General features: G+C 61.6%; 16 protein-coding genes. 5 read left to right on the top strand and 11 right to left on the bottom strand.

The features are described from left to right. Window positions 1-50: 50 nt before the first annotated feature. The 6 genes from U1A53_RS14095 to U1A53_RS14070 all read right to left on the bottom strand — a co-directional run bounded on the left by U1A53_RS14095 (window position 51) and on the right by U1A53_RS14070 (window position 6,203). Window positions 51-488 carry a hypothetical protein gene (locus U1A53_RS14095; RefSeq protein WP_322281870.1) on the bottom strand — a complete coding sequence of 146 codons (438 nt, stop codon included), beginning with the start codon at window positions 486-488 and terminating at the stop codon, window positions 51-53. A gap of 88 nt (window positions 489-576) precedes the next feature. Then, complete coding sequence (locus U1A53_RS14090) at window positions 577-1,218, bottom strand: ATP-binding cassette domain-containing protein (RefSeq protein ID WP_322281868.1); 642 nt, start codon at window positions 1,216-1,218, stop codon at window positions 577-579. A 96-nt stretch (window positions 1,219-1,314) separates the two neighbouring features. After that, window positions 1,315-2,097: an ABC transporter permease gene (locus U1A53_RS14085; RefSeq protein ID WP_322281866.1), complete on the bottom strand. Its 783-nt coding sequence runs from the start codon at window positions 2,095-2,097 to the stop codon at window positions 1,315-1,317. 6 nt (window positions 2,098-2,103) lie between these two features. Continuing rightward, a complete protein-coding gene (obgE, locus tag U1A53_RS14080) occupies window positions 2,104-3,141 on the bottom strand; it encodes a GTPase ObgE (protein ID WP_322281864.1) in 1,038 nt (345 codons plus the stop codon). A 56-nt stretch (window positions 3,142-3,197) separates the two neighbouring features. Continuing rightward, the gene (locus U1A53_RS14075; protein WP_322281862.1) at window positions 3,198-5,018 is read right to left on the bottom strand and encodes a hypothetical protein; all 1,821 of its coding nucleotides are present in this window, start codon (window positions 5,016-5,018) and stop codon (window positions 3,198-3,200) included. Between the two features lie 63 nt (window positions 5,019-5,081). Beyond that, window positions 5,082-6,203, bottom strand: coding sequence for a citrate synthase (locus U1A53_RS14070; RefSeq protein ID WP_322281860.1), 1,122 nt, complete (start codon window positions 6,201-6,203; stop codon window positions 5,082-5,084). Between the two features lie 172 nt (window positions 6,204-6,375). Here U1A53_RS14070 and U1A53_RS14065 point away from each other — a divergent pair, with 172 nt between their 5' ends. Further along, window positions 6,376-6,858, top strand: coding sequence for a low molecular weight protein-tyrosine-phosphatase (locus U1A53_RS14065; RefSeq protein ID WP_322281859.1), 483 nt, complete (start codon window positions 6,376-6,378; stop codon window positions 6,856-6,858). On the opposite strand, the gene U1A53_RS14060 is transcribed toward U1A53_RS14065, so the two are convergent. From U1A53_RS14060 to serS, 5 genes are all read right to left on the bottom strand, one after another. Further along, window positions 6,844-8,445, bottom strand: coding sequence for an FAD-dependent protein (locus U1A53_RS14060; protein ID WP_322281857.1), 1,602 nt, complete (start codon window positions 8,443-8,445; stop codon window positions 6,844-6,846). The genes U1A53_RS14065 and U1A53_RS14060 overlap by 15 nt on opposite strands. Before the next feature lie 42 nt (window positions 8,446-8,487). After that, window positions 8,488-9,444: a hypothetical protein gene (locus U1A53_RS14055; RefSeq protein WP_322281856.1), complete on the bottom strand. Its 957-nt coding sequence runs from the start codon at window positions 9,442-9,444 to the stop codon at window positions 8,488-8,490. Window positions 9,445-9,528: 84 nt separating this feature from the next. Continuing rightward, on the bottom strand, window positions 9,529-11,388 hold the full coding sequence (locus tag U1A53_RS14050) for a prolyl oligopeptidase family serine peptidase (protein ID WP_322281854.1): 1,860 nt from the start codon (window positions 11,386-11,388) through the stop codon (window positions 9,529-9,531). Window positions 11,389-11,431: 43 nt separating this feature from the next. Further along, window positions 11,432-12,370 (bottom strand): serine protease, encoded by a 939-nt coding sequence (locus U1A53_RS14045; RefSeq protein ID WP_322281853.1) that lies wholly within the window; start codon window positions 12,368-12,370, stop codon window positions 11,432-11,434. A gap of 5 nt (window positions 12,371-12,375) precedes the next feature. Further along, window positions 12,376-13,647 carry a serine--tRNA ligase gene (gene serS / locus U1A53_RS14040; protein ID WP_322281852.1) on the bottom strand — a complete coding sequence of 424 codons (1,272 nt, stop codon included), beginning with the start codon at window positions 13,645-13,647 and terminating at the stop codon, window positions 12,376-12,378. An 86-nt stretch (window positions 13,648-13,733) separates the two neighbouring features. Here serS and U1A53_RS14035 point away from each other — a divergent pair, with 86 nt between their 5' ends. From U1A53_RS14035 to U1A53_RS14020, 4 genes are all read left to right on the top strand, one after another. Beyond that, window positions 13,734-14,903: a cysteine desulfurase family protein gene (locus U1A53_RS14035; protein WP_322281850.1), complete on the top strand. Its 1,170-nt coding sequence runs from the start codon at window positions 13,734-13,736 to the stop codon at window positions 14,901-14,903. A 31-nt stretch (window positions 14,904-14,934) separates the two neighbouring features. Then, on the top strand, window positions 14,935-15,393 hold the full coding sequence (locus U1A53_RS14030; protein ID WP_322281848.1) for a thioesterase family protein: 459 nt from the start codon (window positions 14,935-14,937) through the stop codon (window positions 15,391-15,393). A 5-nt stretch (window positions 15,394-15,398) separates the two neighbouring features. Then, entirely contained in the window at window positions 15,399-15,782 is a 384-nt protein-coding gene (locus tag U1A53_RS14025) for a hypothetical protein (protein ID WP_322281846.1), read from the top strand. Between the two features lie 64 nt (window positions 15,783-15,846). Then, window positions 15,847-16,410, top strand: coding sequence for a hypothetical protein (locus U1A53_RS14020; RefSeq protein WP_322281845.1), 564 nt, complete (start codon window positions 15,847-15,849; stop codon window positions 16,408-16,410). The last annotated feature ends 7 nt before the right edge of the window (window positions 16,411-16,417 follow it).

Genomic DNA, 16,417 nt, shown 5'->3' with positions numbered 1-16,417 from the left:
GGTTCGGCCTCCACCAGCGGATCGACTGGCCCTGCGCGTCTTCCCTGCCGCTACTCCGCTTTTTTGTAATCCCGAATGGCTTTCTCGACCTCACGAAACGCGGCACGAGAATCGCTTTTGACCGCTTCGTAAGTGACGGTGCCCAAGGTGGTTTCCAGCCTGTCGTCAAGGACGGCGATCTTGGGGATGTATTGGCCTGGCGTCAGCGCCTTGATCACTGACTGCGGGAGTCCGGTGACGTTGCGCACATAAACCATCACCGTTTTGGATCCCAGTTCCCGGATCATGGTGGAACTGGCATCGCTGCACAACGGGCAGGTGGAATCCTTGTTGGAAAAAAGAAAGGCGATCGGCTTGCCTTTGGCTGCCGCCTCCACCTGCGCTTTTTCGAGGTCACCCACCTCAAAAATCTTCGAGGGCAGTTTGAACCCGGCGAGGGCCACCGCCGGAATGGACAAAACGAGGATGAGAAGACGTTTGGAGTTCATGGCTTTGCCAGCTTGACCTCCATGAGGTGTTTGGCAAATCAAAAAATGGCACGGGCAACGGCCCATCATTGCCGCTGCGCAACAGCCCTCATCCAACCGCCAGCCGTCCGCCCGTCATGCGCAAATGCAGATGTCCAAGAGCTGCGGCCTCGCTGCTGGAGTGGGTGACGTGCAAGACGGTGAGCGCATGCTCGGATTGCACCCGCTGGAGAAGGGAAACGGCCTCGGCACGCATGCTTTCGTCGAGCGCGGAGAGCGGTTCATCCAGCAGCAGCAGCTTGGGTTGCGCCGCGAGCGCACGGGCGAGGGCCACGCGCTGCTTCTCGCCGCCGGAAAGCATGTCGGGCAGGCGATCCAGCAGCGAAGTGATGCCAAACTGCTCCGCGAGACGATTCACACGTTGATTCAGTTCCTCAGGCGGCACGCCGCGCAGTTTCGGGGCGAAACCGATCTGCTCCCGCACGCGCAATCCGGGAAACAGCGCCAGATCCTGCGGCACGTAGCCGATGCCGCGCTCACGCGGCTCCAAATGCGTGACATCGACGCCATCCAACAGCACGCGGCCTGAAGTCGGCTTTCTCAGACCGCAGAGAATCTCCAGCAGCGTGGTTTTGCCACAACCGGTCGAACCCATCAGCACGGCGTAAGTGTTGGCCGGAATGGCAACCGTCACGTCCTCCAGGATCATGCGGCCCGCGACCTTCCAGGTGAGTTGTTCGAGCTGAATCATTCGGCAGCGGAGTTGATGGTTTAAAGTGGATTGTTGAGAGTCGGATTCGGTTCGCGGCAGGCCATCAACTATCAACCAACCGCTATCAACCAAGGTTCATACTTTTTCCCCCGTCGCACGCACCACCACCAGCACCAGCACGGCCAGCGCCACCATGAACAAACTCACCGCCACGGCGGCTTCGAGATTTCCCACGCTGAGTTCGAGCCAGACGGTCGTCGGCAGCACTTCGGTCTTCATGCGCGTGGCCCCGGCAAAGACGAGGATCGGCCCGAACTCGCCCAAACTCCGCGCCCAGGCGATGCAAAACGCCGCCACCATGCCGCGTCGTGCCGCTGGCAGCGCCACATGCCACAGCGCCTGAAACCGCGTGCAGCCCAGCGTCAGCGCCACGTCCTCCGGCCGCGCCGAGAGATGCTGAAACGTCCCGCGCATCGTGCGGATCGCGAACGCAGCGGCCACGACGAACTGCGCGAGCACCACACCGCTGACTTGATAGGTGAAGGGAATCGCCATCTCGATCACCTTGCCGATCTTCGTCTGGAAAAAGATCAGCAAACACAGTCCCACCACCAGCGGCGGCAGGATGATCGGGATGTCCAGCGCCGCATCCAGCCACGATTTGCCGCGAAACTCCCGCCGTGACATCAAATACCCCACCGGCACCGCCAGCAGCAGCGCAAACCCCGCCGCCAGCGAGCACGTCACCAGACTCAGCCACGTCGCATGCCGGATTTCCGGCGACATCAGCACCTTCAGCCACGAGTCCGGCGTGCTGTAAGTCGCCGTGGCACCGAGCAGGAACGCCCAAAAGAGCAGGTAGCCCGCCGTGATCAACGCCAGGGCCAGCCAGCAGAGATTGGAACGGTTGAGGCGCATAATGGATCACCACACGATGTCCTGCCCGATCTTCTCGTCGAGCCACTTGCGGAGCTTGTCGAGGCCTTCGCCGGTTTCGGCGGAGACGGGGTGGATTTTGATGCGTTTGAAGCGCTCCTTGAAGTGGACGAGGTTTTCCGCGCTCTCGGGGAGGTCGATCTTGTTGGCGAGGATGCACCAGGGGCGTTTGGCGAGTTCGTCGGAGTAGAGCGAGACCTCTTTGCGGACGATTTCGAGGTCGGAGACGGGATCGCGGCCTTCGGTGCCGGCGGTATCGACAACGAAGAGCAGCACGCGGCAGCGCATGATGTGGCGCAGGAAATCATGGCCGAGGCCGATGTTTTGGTGCGCGCCCTCGATCAAGCCGGGGATGTCCGCCAGCGTGCCCCGACGCGAGGGGCCGAACTCGATGACGCCGACCATGGGTTGCAGCGTGGTGAAGGGGTAGTTCGCGATCTTGGGCTTGGCGGCGCTCAGTTTGGAGAGCAGCGTGGATTTGCCCGCATTCGGAGCGCCGACGAAACCGGCATCGGCGATGCTGCGGAGTTCAAAGTGGAAGTCGCCTTCCTCTCCGGGAGTGCCGGGGGTGAATTCGCGTGGGGCCTGATGCGTGGAGGTTTTGAAATGCACGTTCCCCTTCCCGCCTTTGCCGCCTTTGCAGAGGACGTAGGTGGCGTTGGTCTCGGTGAGATCGGCCACGGGCTCGTAGCGCGTGACGAGCTCATTAGTCGCGTTGTCGTATTCCTGGGTGATGCGGCTGACGAGCGTGCCGGGCGGCACCTTGTACGTCACGTCCCTGCCGCTGCGGCCCGTGCACTGCGTGGCACCGCCTTTGGCGCCGTCTTCGGCGAGGAGGCGGTTGTTGAAGACATAATTGCGCAGGCTGTCGGTGCTGGGATCGACGAGCAGGATCAAACTGCCACCGTTGCCGCCATCGCCTCCGTCAGGACCGCCTTTGGGACGAAATTTACCGCGATGGAAGTGCGCACTGCCATCGCCGCCCTTTCCGGCACGCGCATGGACTTTGATCTGATCGACAAACATGGCCGCGACATAGCTGGTGATGCGCGCAGGGGCAAGAGCTTAGCTTGCCGGCCCGGTTATCGCCCCGCCGCCGCCTCCACCGCCGCAGAGTCGTCTGAAGGTGCCTGCGGGTAGAACAACTGCATGGCACGGCGAATCTGCGGGCTGTTCTGGCTGGCCTGATGAATGGCGTCAGGGATCTGGCGGTGTTTGGCGAGGAGATGGTAGGCGCTGAGGGCTTCAAAGCCGGCGTTGAGGGCACCTTCCATCGGCAGGTAGCTGCGGCCATCGACATCGAGATTCTCGACCATGCCCCACGGCGGGAAGTAACCGGCCTTCTCCATGCGCTCGAGCAGCTCGTAAATCTCCGCCGGCTGTGTGTGCAGCGTGGCGGACATGAGAACGTAGTGCGGGTGGACGAGCTTCTGGTCCGGCAGGTCAACGCCGCCGACGTGGTAGCTGTTGCCGGCTTGATTTTCACCGGCGGACAGGCCGTAGATGCCATGCCGGGCGGCCTGCGACTGCGGCCAGCGTTTGGGAAGGTAGGCCCGCTGCGCACCGAACATGGCGCGGCGCACGCTGAGCCAGCGCACGCCGTCATGGGCGTCGGGCGCGTCACTGTCGAAGTCAGGATGAAACAGGCTCTGCACCTCGGTGATGAAACCGGTGCCCTGCCAGGCCTTGCCGGGCGTGCGCATCGGCGGCGGGCGCTGCTGCGGATTGGCGATGCCCTCCATGAGCATGACGAGCGCTGTCTCACCGCCCCAGTCCTGCCAGCCATGCGGCAGCAACGTGACGCCATCGTCCGCGAGGCCGTGCGAGAGGTGCCCGTCCGGCAGGCGCAGCAGGTCGTACTCGATGCGTTGCATCTGCAGGATCATGTCCTCCGCCACGGCAGGCACACCCAGCATCGTGGCCGCAAGCAGCATCGACTGCGCGTAGATCGCGGTGTCCACCGTGCTGTATTCGGTGTTTGGATGGATGCGGTAGGCGTTGTCCCGGCGATGCACGAAATGCGGCAGCAGGCCACGTGCTGTTTGGAGCTTCTTCACCGCCTCATGCGTGCGGGCGAGCACCCAGCGGGCATAATCCGGCGTCACCACGCCGACAGACTCCTGCGCTGCGGCAGCAGAAGCGAGCACATACATGCCGGTGGCGGAGACGGATTCGAACGCTCCTTCCTCGATGTGCGCACGGTCGCGGACAAAGCCGGTGTCGATGGAATACGAGCGCGCAATCTTGGCAAACGAAGCCAGGAACGCATACGCATCCCATGGCAACTGCGGCAGCTCCACACCGAGGAACAGGCCGGAGACTTTCACCTCCGATCCTGGTTCCGCCGTCCACACAAGTGTCTTCGCATCGCGCACCGCCTCCGAGGCCACTGGATACACGAACATGCGGTACTGCGGCTCGTTCAACTCGATCATCTGTGACCAGCGCAGCTCCTGCACGGGCGATTTGATCTCCAGTTTGATCTTGCCGCGCCCGGCGGCCTCGATCATGACCGCGCTCACCCGCGGCTGATGTTTGGCGGTGATCGGTTCGGGATAGGCACGCGTGAAATCCATCACGCGGTTCGCATTCCGTGCCTGCCCGGCCAGGCTGTGCCACATGCCTGCCCAGGCGTCGGGCTGCTGGCTCAAATGCACCACGATTTCATCCGTGAGCCAGTCCATCTCATGTTCCGCCTGCCCATGGAAGCCAAAGTCGGTGCCGATGTGCGTGTAGGCGGTGAAGGAATTCAGCCGTTTCGTGCCGGCCTGCACCTGCTGCGTTTCATCGCGGTGAATGAAATACTCCTGCACCGGCTGCCACACGAGCCGTGTGCCGGGTTGCGCCATCACCTGTGTGCCAAGCATCATAGTGACGGCTCCAATGGTTGGGAGGAGACGCATCAAGCACCTACGTTACGGGCAAGAGCGATTCTGCGCCACATTTAGAAGCCCCTAAGCCGTGCTTCAGCGCTCGTCGATCGGCACGACCTTCTGGCCGTAAGGTTTGCCGACGTATTCGCTCAGCGGACGGAAAAGGCGGTTTTCGCTCCACTGTTCGAGCACATGAGCCGTCCAGCCGCTCATGCGGGCGATGGCGAAGATCGGCGTGAACAGATCGGTCGGAATGCCGAGGCTGTAATAAACCGTGGCGCTGTAGAAATCGACGTTCGCATTGAGGCCTTTGCGCTCGCGCATGATTTCAGCGATGCGCTCAGACATCTGAATCCACTTCGACTCACCAAGTTGGGCGGTGAGCTGGATCGCCATCTCGCGCAGATGCGGCGCACGTGGATCGAGCACTTTGTAAACACGATGGCCGATGCCCATGATCTTTTTCTTCTGTGCGAGGGCGTCTTCGACCCAGGCGTCCACTTTGTCAGGCGAGCCAATCTCTTCGAGCATGTGGATGACGCCTTCATTCGCACCGCCGTGCAGCGGGCCTTTGAGCGCACCAATGGCGGCGCTGATGGCGGAATACATGTCGCTGAGCGTCGAAGCGACGACACGTGCGGTGAAGGTGCTGGCGTTAAAGCCGTGCTCGGCATGCAGGATGTAGGCGATGTCGAGGGTCTTCTCGGCTTCCTTGCTCGGCGCTTCACCATTGATCAGATAAAGGAAGTGAGCGGCTTCGCTGAGATCCTTGCGCACTGGAGGAAGTTCGAGGCCCTGACGCGCACGATGGAAGTAGGCGGCGATGACGCCGATCTGCGAGGTCAGGCGGATGGCTGTGGCGAGATTTTCACTCACATCGATGTCGTGGCGCTTCAGATCGTAGCAGCCGAGCATGGAGACAGCGGTGCGCATGATGTCAATCGGGCGGGCGGTCTTGGGGGCAGTCTTGAGGAAGTCGATCACGCCCTGCGGCAGTTCACGTTCAGCACGCAGCGCGGTGGTGAGCTTGTCGAGTTCGGCCCGGTTCGGCAGCTTGTTGTAGTAGAGCAGGTGGACGACCTCCTCGTAGCTGACCTTGACGAGTTCGTTGATGTCGTAACCGCAGTAAAACAGCACGCCCTCTGCTCCCTTCACCTCGCCGAGACGGGTTTCAGCAGCAACAATACCTTCGAGACCTTTGGAGACAACAGACATGGCGGTGGGGGCGTGGGTTTGGGTGTTTCAGAGCAGATAGCGTGCACAAACTACGGCTCAACCAAAGAGTCAGTTACAGGCAAAGAAATCTTCCACCGGGGATGCCCGGCATCCCCGGTGGACGGGGCGGTTTTCGGCTTGTGAAACGGTCATCACTGGCCTAGCTCGAAGCATGGCCGAGCCTTTCCGTCTTCTCTTTGTCTGCCTGGGCAACATCTGCCGCTCTCCTGCGGCAGAAGGCGTCATGCGTGCCTTGGTTGAATCCGAGGGACTGGCGGATCGTGTCGCCATCCGCTCCGCCGGCACCGGCGGCTGGCATGCGGGCAAACTGCCGGATCAGCGGATGCGCAGCGCCGCGCAAAACCGGGGCTACGACCTCAGCAGTCGTGCCAGGCAGGTCAGCGAAGAAGATCTGCGCGAGCACGACCTCGTGCTCGTCATGGATCAGCAGAACCAGCGCGAAATCCGGTCCTTTGACTGCGAATCGCAATTCGGTTCCAAAATCCGCCTGTTCTGCGAGTTCTGCACCGATCACGATACCAGCGAAGTCCCCGATCCCTATTATGGCGGCGAGCAGGGCTTCGAAGACGTGCTCAATCTGCTCGAAGACGGCTGCCGCGGCGTTTTGCAGCACATCCGCTCAGCCCTCGCGTAAAATCGCCTCGGCCACGCGCATGCCGTCTGCGGCGGCGGAAATGATGCCGCCGGCATAGCCCGCGCCTTCACCCGCAGGATAAAAATGCTTCACGCTGATGCATTCGAGCGTCTGCGGATCACGCGGAATGCGTGCCGGAGAAGAACTGCGGGTTTCGACGCCGGTGAGCACGGCATCTTCGAGCGCAAAGCCGGGCAGACTCTTGTTGATGCGCGGAATCGCCTCATGGATGGTTTCAATCGTGTATTCGGGCAAACACTCGCGTAGATCCGTCCATACCACGCCGGGCTGATAGGAGGGTGCGACTGTTCCTGGGCCGGTGGAGGCACGTCCTGCCATCAAATCGCCCAGCAGTTGCGCCGGCGCGTGGTAGTTCCCGCCGCCGAGCACGAAGGCACGGCGCTCGATGCTGCGCTGAAACTCGATCCCCGCCAGCACATCACCCGCCGGCATGTCTGCGGGCCGCACATCGACCATGAAGCCGCTGTTCGCGTTCGCCTCCTCCCGCGCATAGCTGCTCATGCCGTTGGTCACGATCATGCCCGGCTCGGACGAGGCGGCGACGACGAGACCACCGGGACACATGCAGAAGCTATAGGCCGCGCGGCCCGTACCGCAGTGCGCCACAAACTTGTAGGGCGCGGAGCCAAGCCGCGCATCCCCGGCCCATTTGCCGTAGAGCGTACGGTCGATCAAACGCTGCGGGTGCTCGATGCGCACACCGATGGAGAACGGTTTCGCCTCAAACGGCACGCCATGCCGGTGCAGCATGTAAAACGTGTCTCGCGAGCTGTGGCCGATGCCGAAGATGAAACGCGAACCTTCGATGGTTGCGCCATCCGCCAGCGTCACGGCACGCATCACGCCGTCCTCGATCACCACATCCGCCACGCGTGCGCCGAAACGCACCTCGCCACCGAGGGCGATGATTTCCTCACGCACATGCCGCACGACCTTGATGAGCCGGTCCGTGCCGATGTGCGGCCTGCTTTTGATCAAAATATCTTCGGGAGCGCCTGCGGCGACCATTTCACGCAGCAACCAGGGGATGCGGTGCTCGCGGTCACGAATCTGCGTGTAGAGCTTGCCATCCGAGAAGGTTCCGGCACCGCCTTCGCCAAACTGCACGTTCGATTCGGCGTTAAAATCCCAGCCACGTCGCCAAAAGCCGGTCACATCGCGCGCACGATCGCCCGCCGCCTTGCCACGCTCCAGCAGCAGTGGTTTGAGGCCCGCACGCGCCAGCAGCAGGCCGCAAAACAAGCCGCACGGCCCGGTGCCGACGATCACCGGCCGTAACGACGGCGAATGCGCCACCTGCCGGGCAATCTCGCGATACGTTTCATCGGCAGCCAGGCCGATGCGCGGACTGTTGCCGATGCGCTTCAGCACCCGCACCTCGTCCTTCACTTCGACCAGCAGCGTGAAGCTGAACTCGACATGACCACGCCGCGCATCAATCGCCCGCTGCTTCACCTTGAGGCTGATCACCTCGTCATCGCGCACACCGAGCAGTTTCAGCACCGCAGCACGCAGATCATCATCGCGATGATCGACGGGAAGGAGAACCTGGGAGAGCTGCAGCATGATGCGGCAGTGCTCATAGCCCGCACCAACGGCATTACAACCCTACTTCGCGTTCTCCGCCTTCTCTGACGGCGGCGTGTGCCAGCCGAAGACCTTGTCGCCCTTGAACAGCGGATGATGTTCCGGCGTTCTGCCACCGTAATCGGCGACGGCACCGTTTTTTTCAACCGTGCCGACACGGAGGTTCGCGTACACATCGCCTTCATCGTAGAGCACGTGAAGTGGATCATTGGTGCGCAGTTGCACGCCCTTGACCGGTTGCACGATGGTGAACTTCCAGATGTTGTCGATGTGCTGGATGGAACCAAGCTCGCGGTAGATCAGCGCCTTCGGTACATTCTTGAGATCATACTGCACCGCCAAGTTGGCACGCCAGGGGTCATAGGCCGGGCTGGCCGGGTTGGTATAATCTCCGGCCCAGAACGTTTGTTTAGGCAGCGGATCAGGCTGCGCCGCACGGATGGCTGCAGGCGACTGCGTGGCCGGAAACGCGTAGCGCACAGGCAGCGGATCGACACGATCAGCGATCTTGCTTACCATCGAGAACACATCGCTCACGCGGCCATAGGTGAAGAACTGGTGGGAGTCGATCAGTTCGGACGACGCGACGTGTGTCTTCTTGATCGTGAGGCGATGCTCGTTGGTGCTCGAGAACAGATTGAAGGTCAGCAGGTAATCGATGTCCTTGTCCAGCACAGGCTCCTTGCGCTCTGCGTCCTTTGTTGTCGCAAGCGTTTGCGTGCCAGACTTCGTTTCCTCAGTGGTGAGATTGAATACGCGCACCTGACCGCGGCGCAGCAAGGTCGTGCTGAGGCTGTCCGCCAGCGCCCGGCCCAGGTCAGGCCGCCGCGTGCCGTCCACCGTCACATCCTCGGCGTAGATCGCGACCTTGGGCCGTTCCGCGCTTTTCACGCTCCAATCGCCTTCAGCGTGAAGTTTCGCGGAAATGACCGTGCTCATAAGAGCAACCGTGACGAGAGAGATTCGTGGCTGGTGCATGGTCTGTTGGAAGTTCAGCCATGTTAACGGTTCAAAAATCGCTTGGGAAGCTAAATCTCGACCCGTCAGGCAGCCCAAAAGGCTTCATGGCTTGAGCACGCCATGCTTCGTGAACCACTCGCGGATGAGCCGGAAGACCTCGTCGCGCATGGTCTGATCGATGGGATGTCCCTGCCCGTCGGCGACGAGGCGGTCGTTGGCCACCTTGTTCTTGTCGAGCACCTGCTTGAGTGCTGCGGACTGCTCTGGGCGCACGGTGGTGTCATTGCTGCCATGCAGCATGAGAAACGGCACGCGAATTTTCGCCGCTGCATCGGTGGCAGGAGCCGCATAGCCCGCTTGTGGAGAAATGCCGCTGCCGGTGATCGCAGCGGCCTTCACCGCATCCACTTTCGTCGATGCGAGGCCGATGGTGACGAAGCCGCCCATGCTGTGCCCGTAGGCGGCGAGGCGCGTGGCATCGACTTCGGGCATCGTGCGCAAAATATCGAGACAGGTGCTCGCACGGAGGATGTTTTCAGCGCTCGCACCGAACTTTGCGCGGTCTCCTCCGGCACCGGCATGCGTGTAATTCGGCGCGATGCACACCATGCCCCATTTCACCATGTCACGCGCCTTCATCATCCCAAAGCTCTGCGCATTGCCGCCCATGCCATGGCTGATGAGCACCGCTGGAAACGGCCCCCTGCCCTCCGGTTTCAACAAGATGCCATCCATGGCGAAATCGCCATCGCGATAGGTCCAGCGCTCGCCGTCGAGTTGAAAGCCTTTCATCGCGGCATTTGGTTTGCTCACATCTGGTGCTGGAGCCTGCGGTGATGCTTGAATGCCTTCATGTTCTTCACGTGTCAGCATGCCATCACCATTTTTGTCGAGGCGTTGAAAAAGCGGCGGCGGACCGCTGAACTCGTCCTGGCTGACCTTGCCGTCCTTGTTCTTGTCATCTCGGCTGGAGATCGCTTCCCAGGGAATGCCGCGTCGCGCACCGGCGGGCGGCATCCCCTTGCGCGGATCGCGTTCCTTCATCGCCGCATCAGTCGTGTTCTCTGTCCTGAGCGCTTCGGTCTTGGTATCACTGCTCTTGAGTTTCTGGTCAAAGAACGTGCTGACCATCTCGTCGATATCCTGGCCCGCGAAACCCGGCCCGCCGTGGCCTGCGCCATGAATCGTGTGAAAATGCGCGCTCACCTCCGACTTCTTGAGCGCCTCAAACAAGAGCTGGCTTTGATTGATGGGCACGGTGGGATCTTTGTCGCCATGCACGATAAGAAAAGGCGGATCGTCTTTGCTGACATAGGTGATCGAGTTCACGCGGGCGGCCTTGTCCTTGTTCTGCATCACCGCGCCGCCGATGAGTTTCGCTTCGGGAGAGGAATCTGTCGCATGGCTCTCATAACCCGGCGTGGTGACGAACACAGTGAAGTCCGTCGGTCCAAAGTAATCGCACACCGCCTGCACGCGGCTGGATTGATCCAGATTCGCGCCCACGTCGAACTCCTTCACATCGCCGCTTGTGCCGATCAGCGCCACGAGATGCCCGCCTGCCGAACTGCCCCACACGCCGAAGCGCTTCGTGTCGAGACCATATTCCTTCGCATGCGCACGCAGCCAACGAATCGCCGCCTTGCAGTCCTCGATCTGCGCCGGAAACACCGCGTGGCCACTGAGGCGATAATTGATGCTCGCCACCGCATAACCGCGCTCAAGGTAACCGCCACGCAGCGGCGGGCAGCCATCCTTGCTGCCGTTTTGCCAGCCGCCGCCATGCACCCAGATGATGAGCGGCAGCGGCCCGACTGCTTTCTCAGGCAAGTAGAGATCAAGTTTGTGCCGTTCGTGCCCGCCCTCGACGTAAACCAAGTCGCGATGCGATTTCACGCCCGCAGTCTGGGCAAAGGCGGAAGCGACATAGCAAAGAACGATGGCGATGGGCACGAGTCTCATGGCCGAGTGAATGTCCGCAGCACGCGAAAGTTGCGCGGACAGCTCAAGGTTTTCTCACCAGCGCCTTGATCTCCCCAGCCGCGATGGCCTGATGGAAAATGATCAGCGTGCCGCGTTGCTGGCTGGCGGTGCTGTTCACGCCTTTTTTGCGCACCGGCAGCGGATCTTCGAGCACGGACTGGATTTCAGAGACGTGGCCGACGCAGTTGCCAAATTGGTCGATCACCGCCGACCCACTCGATCCCGGCGCCCAATCCGTCGTGGTCTCCAGCCATACGGGAGTCGGCATTTCCGCACCTTCGGGCAGTTTCTCCGCCTCTTTTTTCCGCATGAAGGGCCGCTTCACAAAACGGCTCACGATGCCCTCGCTGAAATAGCCGCGTTTGCCGCTCGGATCACTGAAGCACCACACCGGATCCCCTGGACTCACATCAAAGCCCAGCGGCAGCGGTGTGAGCGGCTTGTCTGACTTCACGCGGATGATGGCGCAGTCGGTGCCGTTGTTGCAGGCGAGCACTTCGGTGACAGGTAGCAGCACATCGTCCTCCGTGACTGCCACGAGCCAGCCTTCCTTCAAGTTCGGCGGCGGCGCGATGACATGCGCGCACGTCGCTACAGCACCGTCCGCAGTGATGGCGTAACCGCCCGCGAGATCGAGATGCCAGCGTTCGCACTTCGAGCACAGGAAAAACGCGCCGACGCGGATGTGCGACATCCTTGCGCGCTGCCAGCGCTCGCGCGGCGCGAGCGGCTGCGTGTCCGCGGCAGGCAAATTGAGAGAACAAGTCGTTTGTTTTGACTGCTCCGTCACTTTCGTGAGCGAGAGCAAGGCAGATTCGCCCTGCAACTTCTTCGCCTGCTCCATCAGGACCGCGTTGGGTCGCGATCCACGCCCTTCGGCATACACCGGCACCCCTGGAGCCTGTGCTCCAGCAATGCCGGCCGAAACCAGCATGAAGGTGAGCATGCAGACGATTTTCATGACGATCAGCCGATCTTCTCGGAGCCAAAGTGACCACGCAGGACTTCAGGAATCAAAATCGTTCCATCCGCCTGCTGATACGTTTCGACCAACGCCACGAACAAACGTGCCAGGGCCGTGCCGGAGCCGTTCAGCGTGTGCGGGATGCGGTTTTTGCCGTTTTCGTCCTTGTAGCGCAGGTTCATGCGGCGGGCCTGGTAGTCGCCGAAGTTCGAGCAGCTCGAAACTTCGAGGTACGTTCCCTGCCCCGGCGCCCAGACCTCGATGTCGTAGGTCTTGGCCGAACCAAAGCCGATGTCGCCGGTGCAAAGCTCGATCACGCGATAATGCAGGCCGAGAAGCTGCAGCACCTTTTCGGCATTGCCCGTCAGACTCTCCAATTCGGCCATGCTCGTCTCCGGCGTGGTGATTTTCACCAGCTCCACCTTGTCGAACTGATGCATGCGAATCAAACCGCGCGTGCCGAGACCGGCGCTGCCAGCCTCACGACGGAAGCAAGGTGTGTAGGCCGCGTAATTGATCGGCAGCTTCTCCAGCGGCAGGATTTCATCACGATGCAGATTCGTCACTGGCACTTCGGCGGTCGGAATGAGATACAGATCGTCTTCCGCGCTGTGATAGACCTGATCGCCAAACTTCGGCAACTGACCGGTGCCGACAAGGCACTCCGCCTTCACCAGCAGCGGCGGACTGATTTCAAGATAGCCGTGCTGCGTCGTGTGCAGATCGAGCAGGAAGCTGATCAAGGCGCGTTCCAAACGAGCGCCAGCACCGCGATACACCACAAACGCACTGCCCGTGATCTTCGCGCCGGCTTCGAAATCGAGGATGCCCAGCGCGGCACCGAGCACCGTGTGATCCTTCGGCTGAAACGCATGCGACGGCTTCACACCCCACACGCGCACTTCGGGATTCTCCTCCGCAGTGCTGCCAACCGGACAAGCCTCATGCGGCAAATTGGGAATGCTCAACAGCAGATCACGCTGAAGCGCATCCGCCACATCGGCCTCGCGACCGATCTCCTCGATGCGGCTGCCAATCCCGCGCACCTCCGCCTCAATGGCGCTGGTGTCCTGGCCGTTCTTCTTCGCGATGCCGATCTCCTTGCTGATGCGGTTGCGGTCGCTCTGCAATTTCTGCCGTTCCGTCTCCGCCGCGCGCCGCTGTGTGTCGATCGCCAGCACTTCATCGACCAGGGACGCAAAATCGCCGCTGCGATTGGCGAGGCGCTGTTTGACCGAATCTGGATTGTCGCGAATGAGGCGGATGTCGAGCATAGGCGGCGGAGGTTAGCGGGAGTGTGCGGCTTGTCGAGTGCGGGAAGGAGCATTGACAGCAGGGGTGGCAGCCCGAACATCACGCCGTGATCTACCTCGACGCCAACGCCACCACGCCCGTCGATCCAGCCGTGCTGGAGGCGATGTTGCCGTTTTTGCGCGAGCACTTTGCCAATCCCTCTGCCGGCTACTCCGGCGGGCGCGTCGTGCGCCGGGCCATCGAGCAGGCACGCAACGAGGTGGCGGCCCTTCTCGGCGCTGGACCGGCGGAGATCATCTTCACCAGCGGCGGCACAGAGTCGATCAGTGCCGTGCATGCCTCGGTGCGCTCTCTGTGGCCGGGAAAGCCGGAACTCGTCATCACCGGCACGGAGCATCCCGCTGTGATTGAATCCGCCCGCCGCTGGGAGGCGCATGGCGGCAAGGTCGTCCGCGTGCCCGTGCATCACGACGGTCGCGTTGATCTCGACGCGCTGCGTGCGCTCGTCCGCCCCGGCATCACTGCGCTCGTTTCTATCATGTGGGTGAACAACGAGACGGGTGTCATCGCTCCGATGAGCGAAATCGTCGGCATTGCACATGCCGCTGGCGCGCTGGTGCATACGGACGCTGTGCAGGCCGCAGGAAAAATTCACCTCGATGTCCGAACGGTGTCTGTCGATTTTCTCAGCCTCAGCGGACATAAGATGTATGCGCCAAAAGGTGTCGGCGCGCTTTACGTCAGCCAGCGTGTGCGTTTTGAGCCGTTGATCATCGGCGGCGGGCAAGAAAACGAGCGCCGCAGCGGCACGGAAAATGTCCCCGGCATCGTCGCCCTCGGCAAAGCCGCCGAACTCGCCCGCCACCATCTCGACGACGGCACCAAGACCCGCCTCCACTCCATGCGCGACCGCTTTGAGCACCTTGTCCATGCCGCTTTGTCGGACATGCGCATTCACGGCTGCCGCACGCACCGTTTGCACACGACGAGCTCGTTCTGCCTGCCCGAGATCGACTCCGCAGGCATGCTCATCCTGCTGGAAGCAGCCGGCATCGCCTGCTCCGCCGGTGCCGCCTGCCACACCGGGGCATTGCATCCCTCCCATGTTCTTGAGGTGATGGGCATCAGCGCCCGCGACGCCGCCTGCACCCTGCGTTTTTCCTTCCACCGCTTCAACACCAAGGCCGAGGCCGAAACCGCCGCCCATGCCGTGATCGACGCCGCGCACAAAATGCGTGCCGAACGCGGCGATGACAGCATGGTGATCTCTTCATAACCCATCACCCTCAACTCCCGACCCAGCCGCCATGGCCCACCGCTTCATCTGCTCCGACCGCGTCCACTTCTCCGACACCGACATGGCCGGCATCGTCCATTTCGCCAACTTCTTCCGCTACATGGAGCGCGTCGAGCACGCGTTCTTCCGCAGCCTCGGATTCTCCATCGTCGATCCGCCGGAGCACGGTGACGAGCGTGTCGGCTGGCCCCGCGTGCATGCCGCGTGCGACTACATGGCCCCGCTGCGTTTCGAGGAAGAGTTTGAATGCGAGCTGCTGGTCGAGGAAGTGCGCCACAAGGTCATCCGCCACCTCATCCGCTTCTGGAAAAGCGACGGTGTCCTCGCCGCCGAAGGCCGCATCACCGCCGCCTGTGTCCGCAAAGACCCCGTCACCGGCAAATTCAAGGCCATCGAGATCCCCCAGCGCTTCCGCGACAAGATCGAGGCGGCACCGCATGAGTTGCTGAAAAGGCCGGAGAAAAAGTGAACCACATGAAGATTCTTCTTCGGCATTTGTTGGTCTACTGCTTGACTGTCACGGTGCTGTTCACGTTGGCGCGGAGCTTCTTCACGGGTGAAAACTTGATAGACCAACTGCGCTTCTACAGCTTCGCTCCTGCCGCATGGAAAAAAGCATCTCCAGATCAGCGCTACTACATGGCAAATTTTTTAATTGATCGAAACCTGCTGATCGGCAGAACCAAAACACAAGTATCCGAAATGCTGGGTGGCGGTGATGCGGGAGCACTTTTTGCCTACGCCTTGGGTCGAGAGCATGGTTCGTTTCTCAGTATCAACAGCGATTGGCTCGAACTGCGCTTCGACGACAACTCGGACGATGCCGTGGTCGTCAGCGCTGTGATCCGCGCTCAATAGCAGGAGGTATCCTTGCATTTCGCCACTTCATCGCCGAAGAACCGGCCTTCCACTCCCACCCACCGTGAACTCCCAACCCAAAAGCAAGAAAATGGAAACCTGGATCATCTTTGCCCTGCTCACCGTGCTCTCCTGGGGCGTGTATGGCGTCATTCTGCACAAAGGCCGCGGCTACATGCCGATGGGACCGGAGGCGCCGCATGCCAGCCTGAAAGCCTTCCTGCTCGTCTGCGTCGCCTATGCCGTGATCGGCATCGCCGCCGCCGTGCTCATCAAGCTGCGCGGCTCGAACTGGAGCTTCACCGGCAGCGGCATCACCTGGAGCTTCATCGCTGGTGTCGCGGGTGCTTTGGGCGCTTTCACCCTCGTGCTCGCGCTCGGCGCAGCAACTCCGCTCAAAGGCACCGCTGCGGCGGCGGCCGTGATGCCCATCGTCTTCGGTGGCGCGCCCATGATCAACGCCATCACCGCCATGCTGCTGCATCCACCGGAAGGCGGCCTCAAGTCGCTGCCACTCCCGTTCATCCTCGGCTGCCTCATGGCCGCCGCAGGTGCTGTCATGGTCGCCAAATACGCTCCTTCCAACACTGGCGGTGCCAAGCCTGGCGCTGTGGCCAAACCGCATTGATGGAGCC

Source organism: Prosthecobacter sp. (assembly GCF_034366625.1).
GTDB lineage: Bacteria > Verrucomicrobiota > Verrucomicrobiia > Verrucomicrobiales > Verrucomicrobiaceae > Prosthecobacter.
The sequence above is the reverse complement of the archived record's forward strand: the minus strand, read 5'-3'. Positions and strand labels throughout refer to the sequence as shown.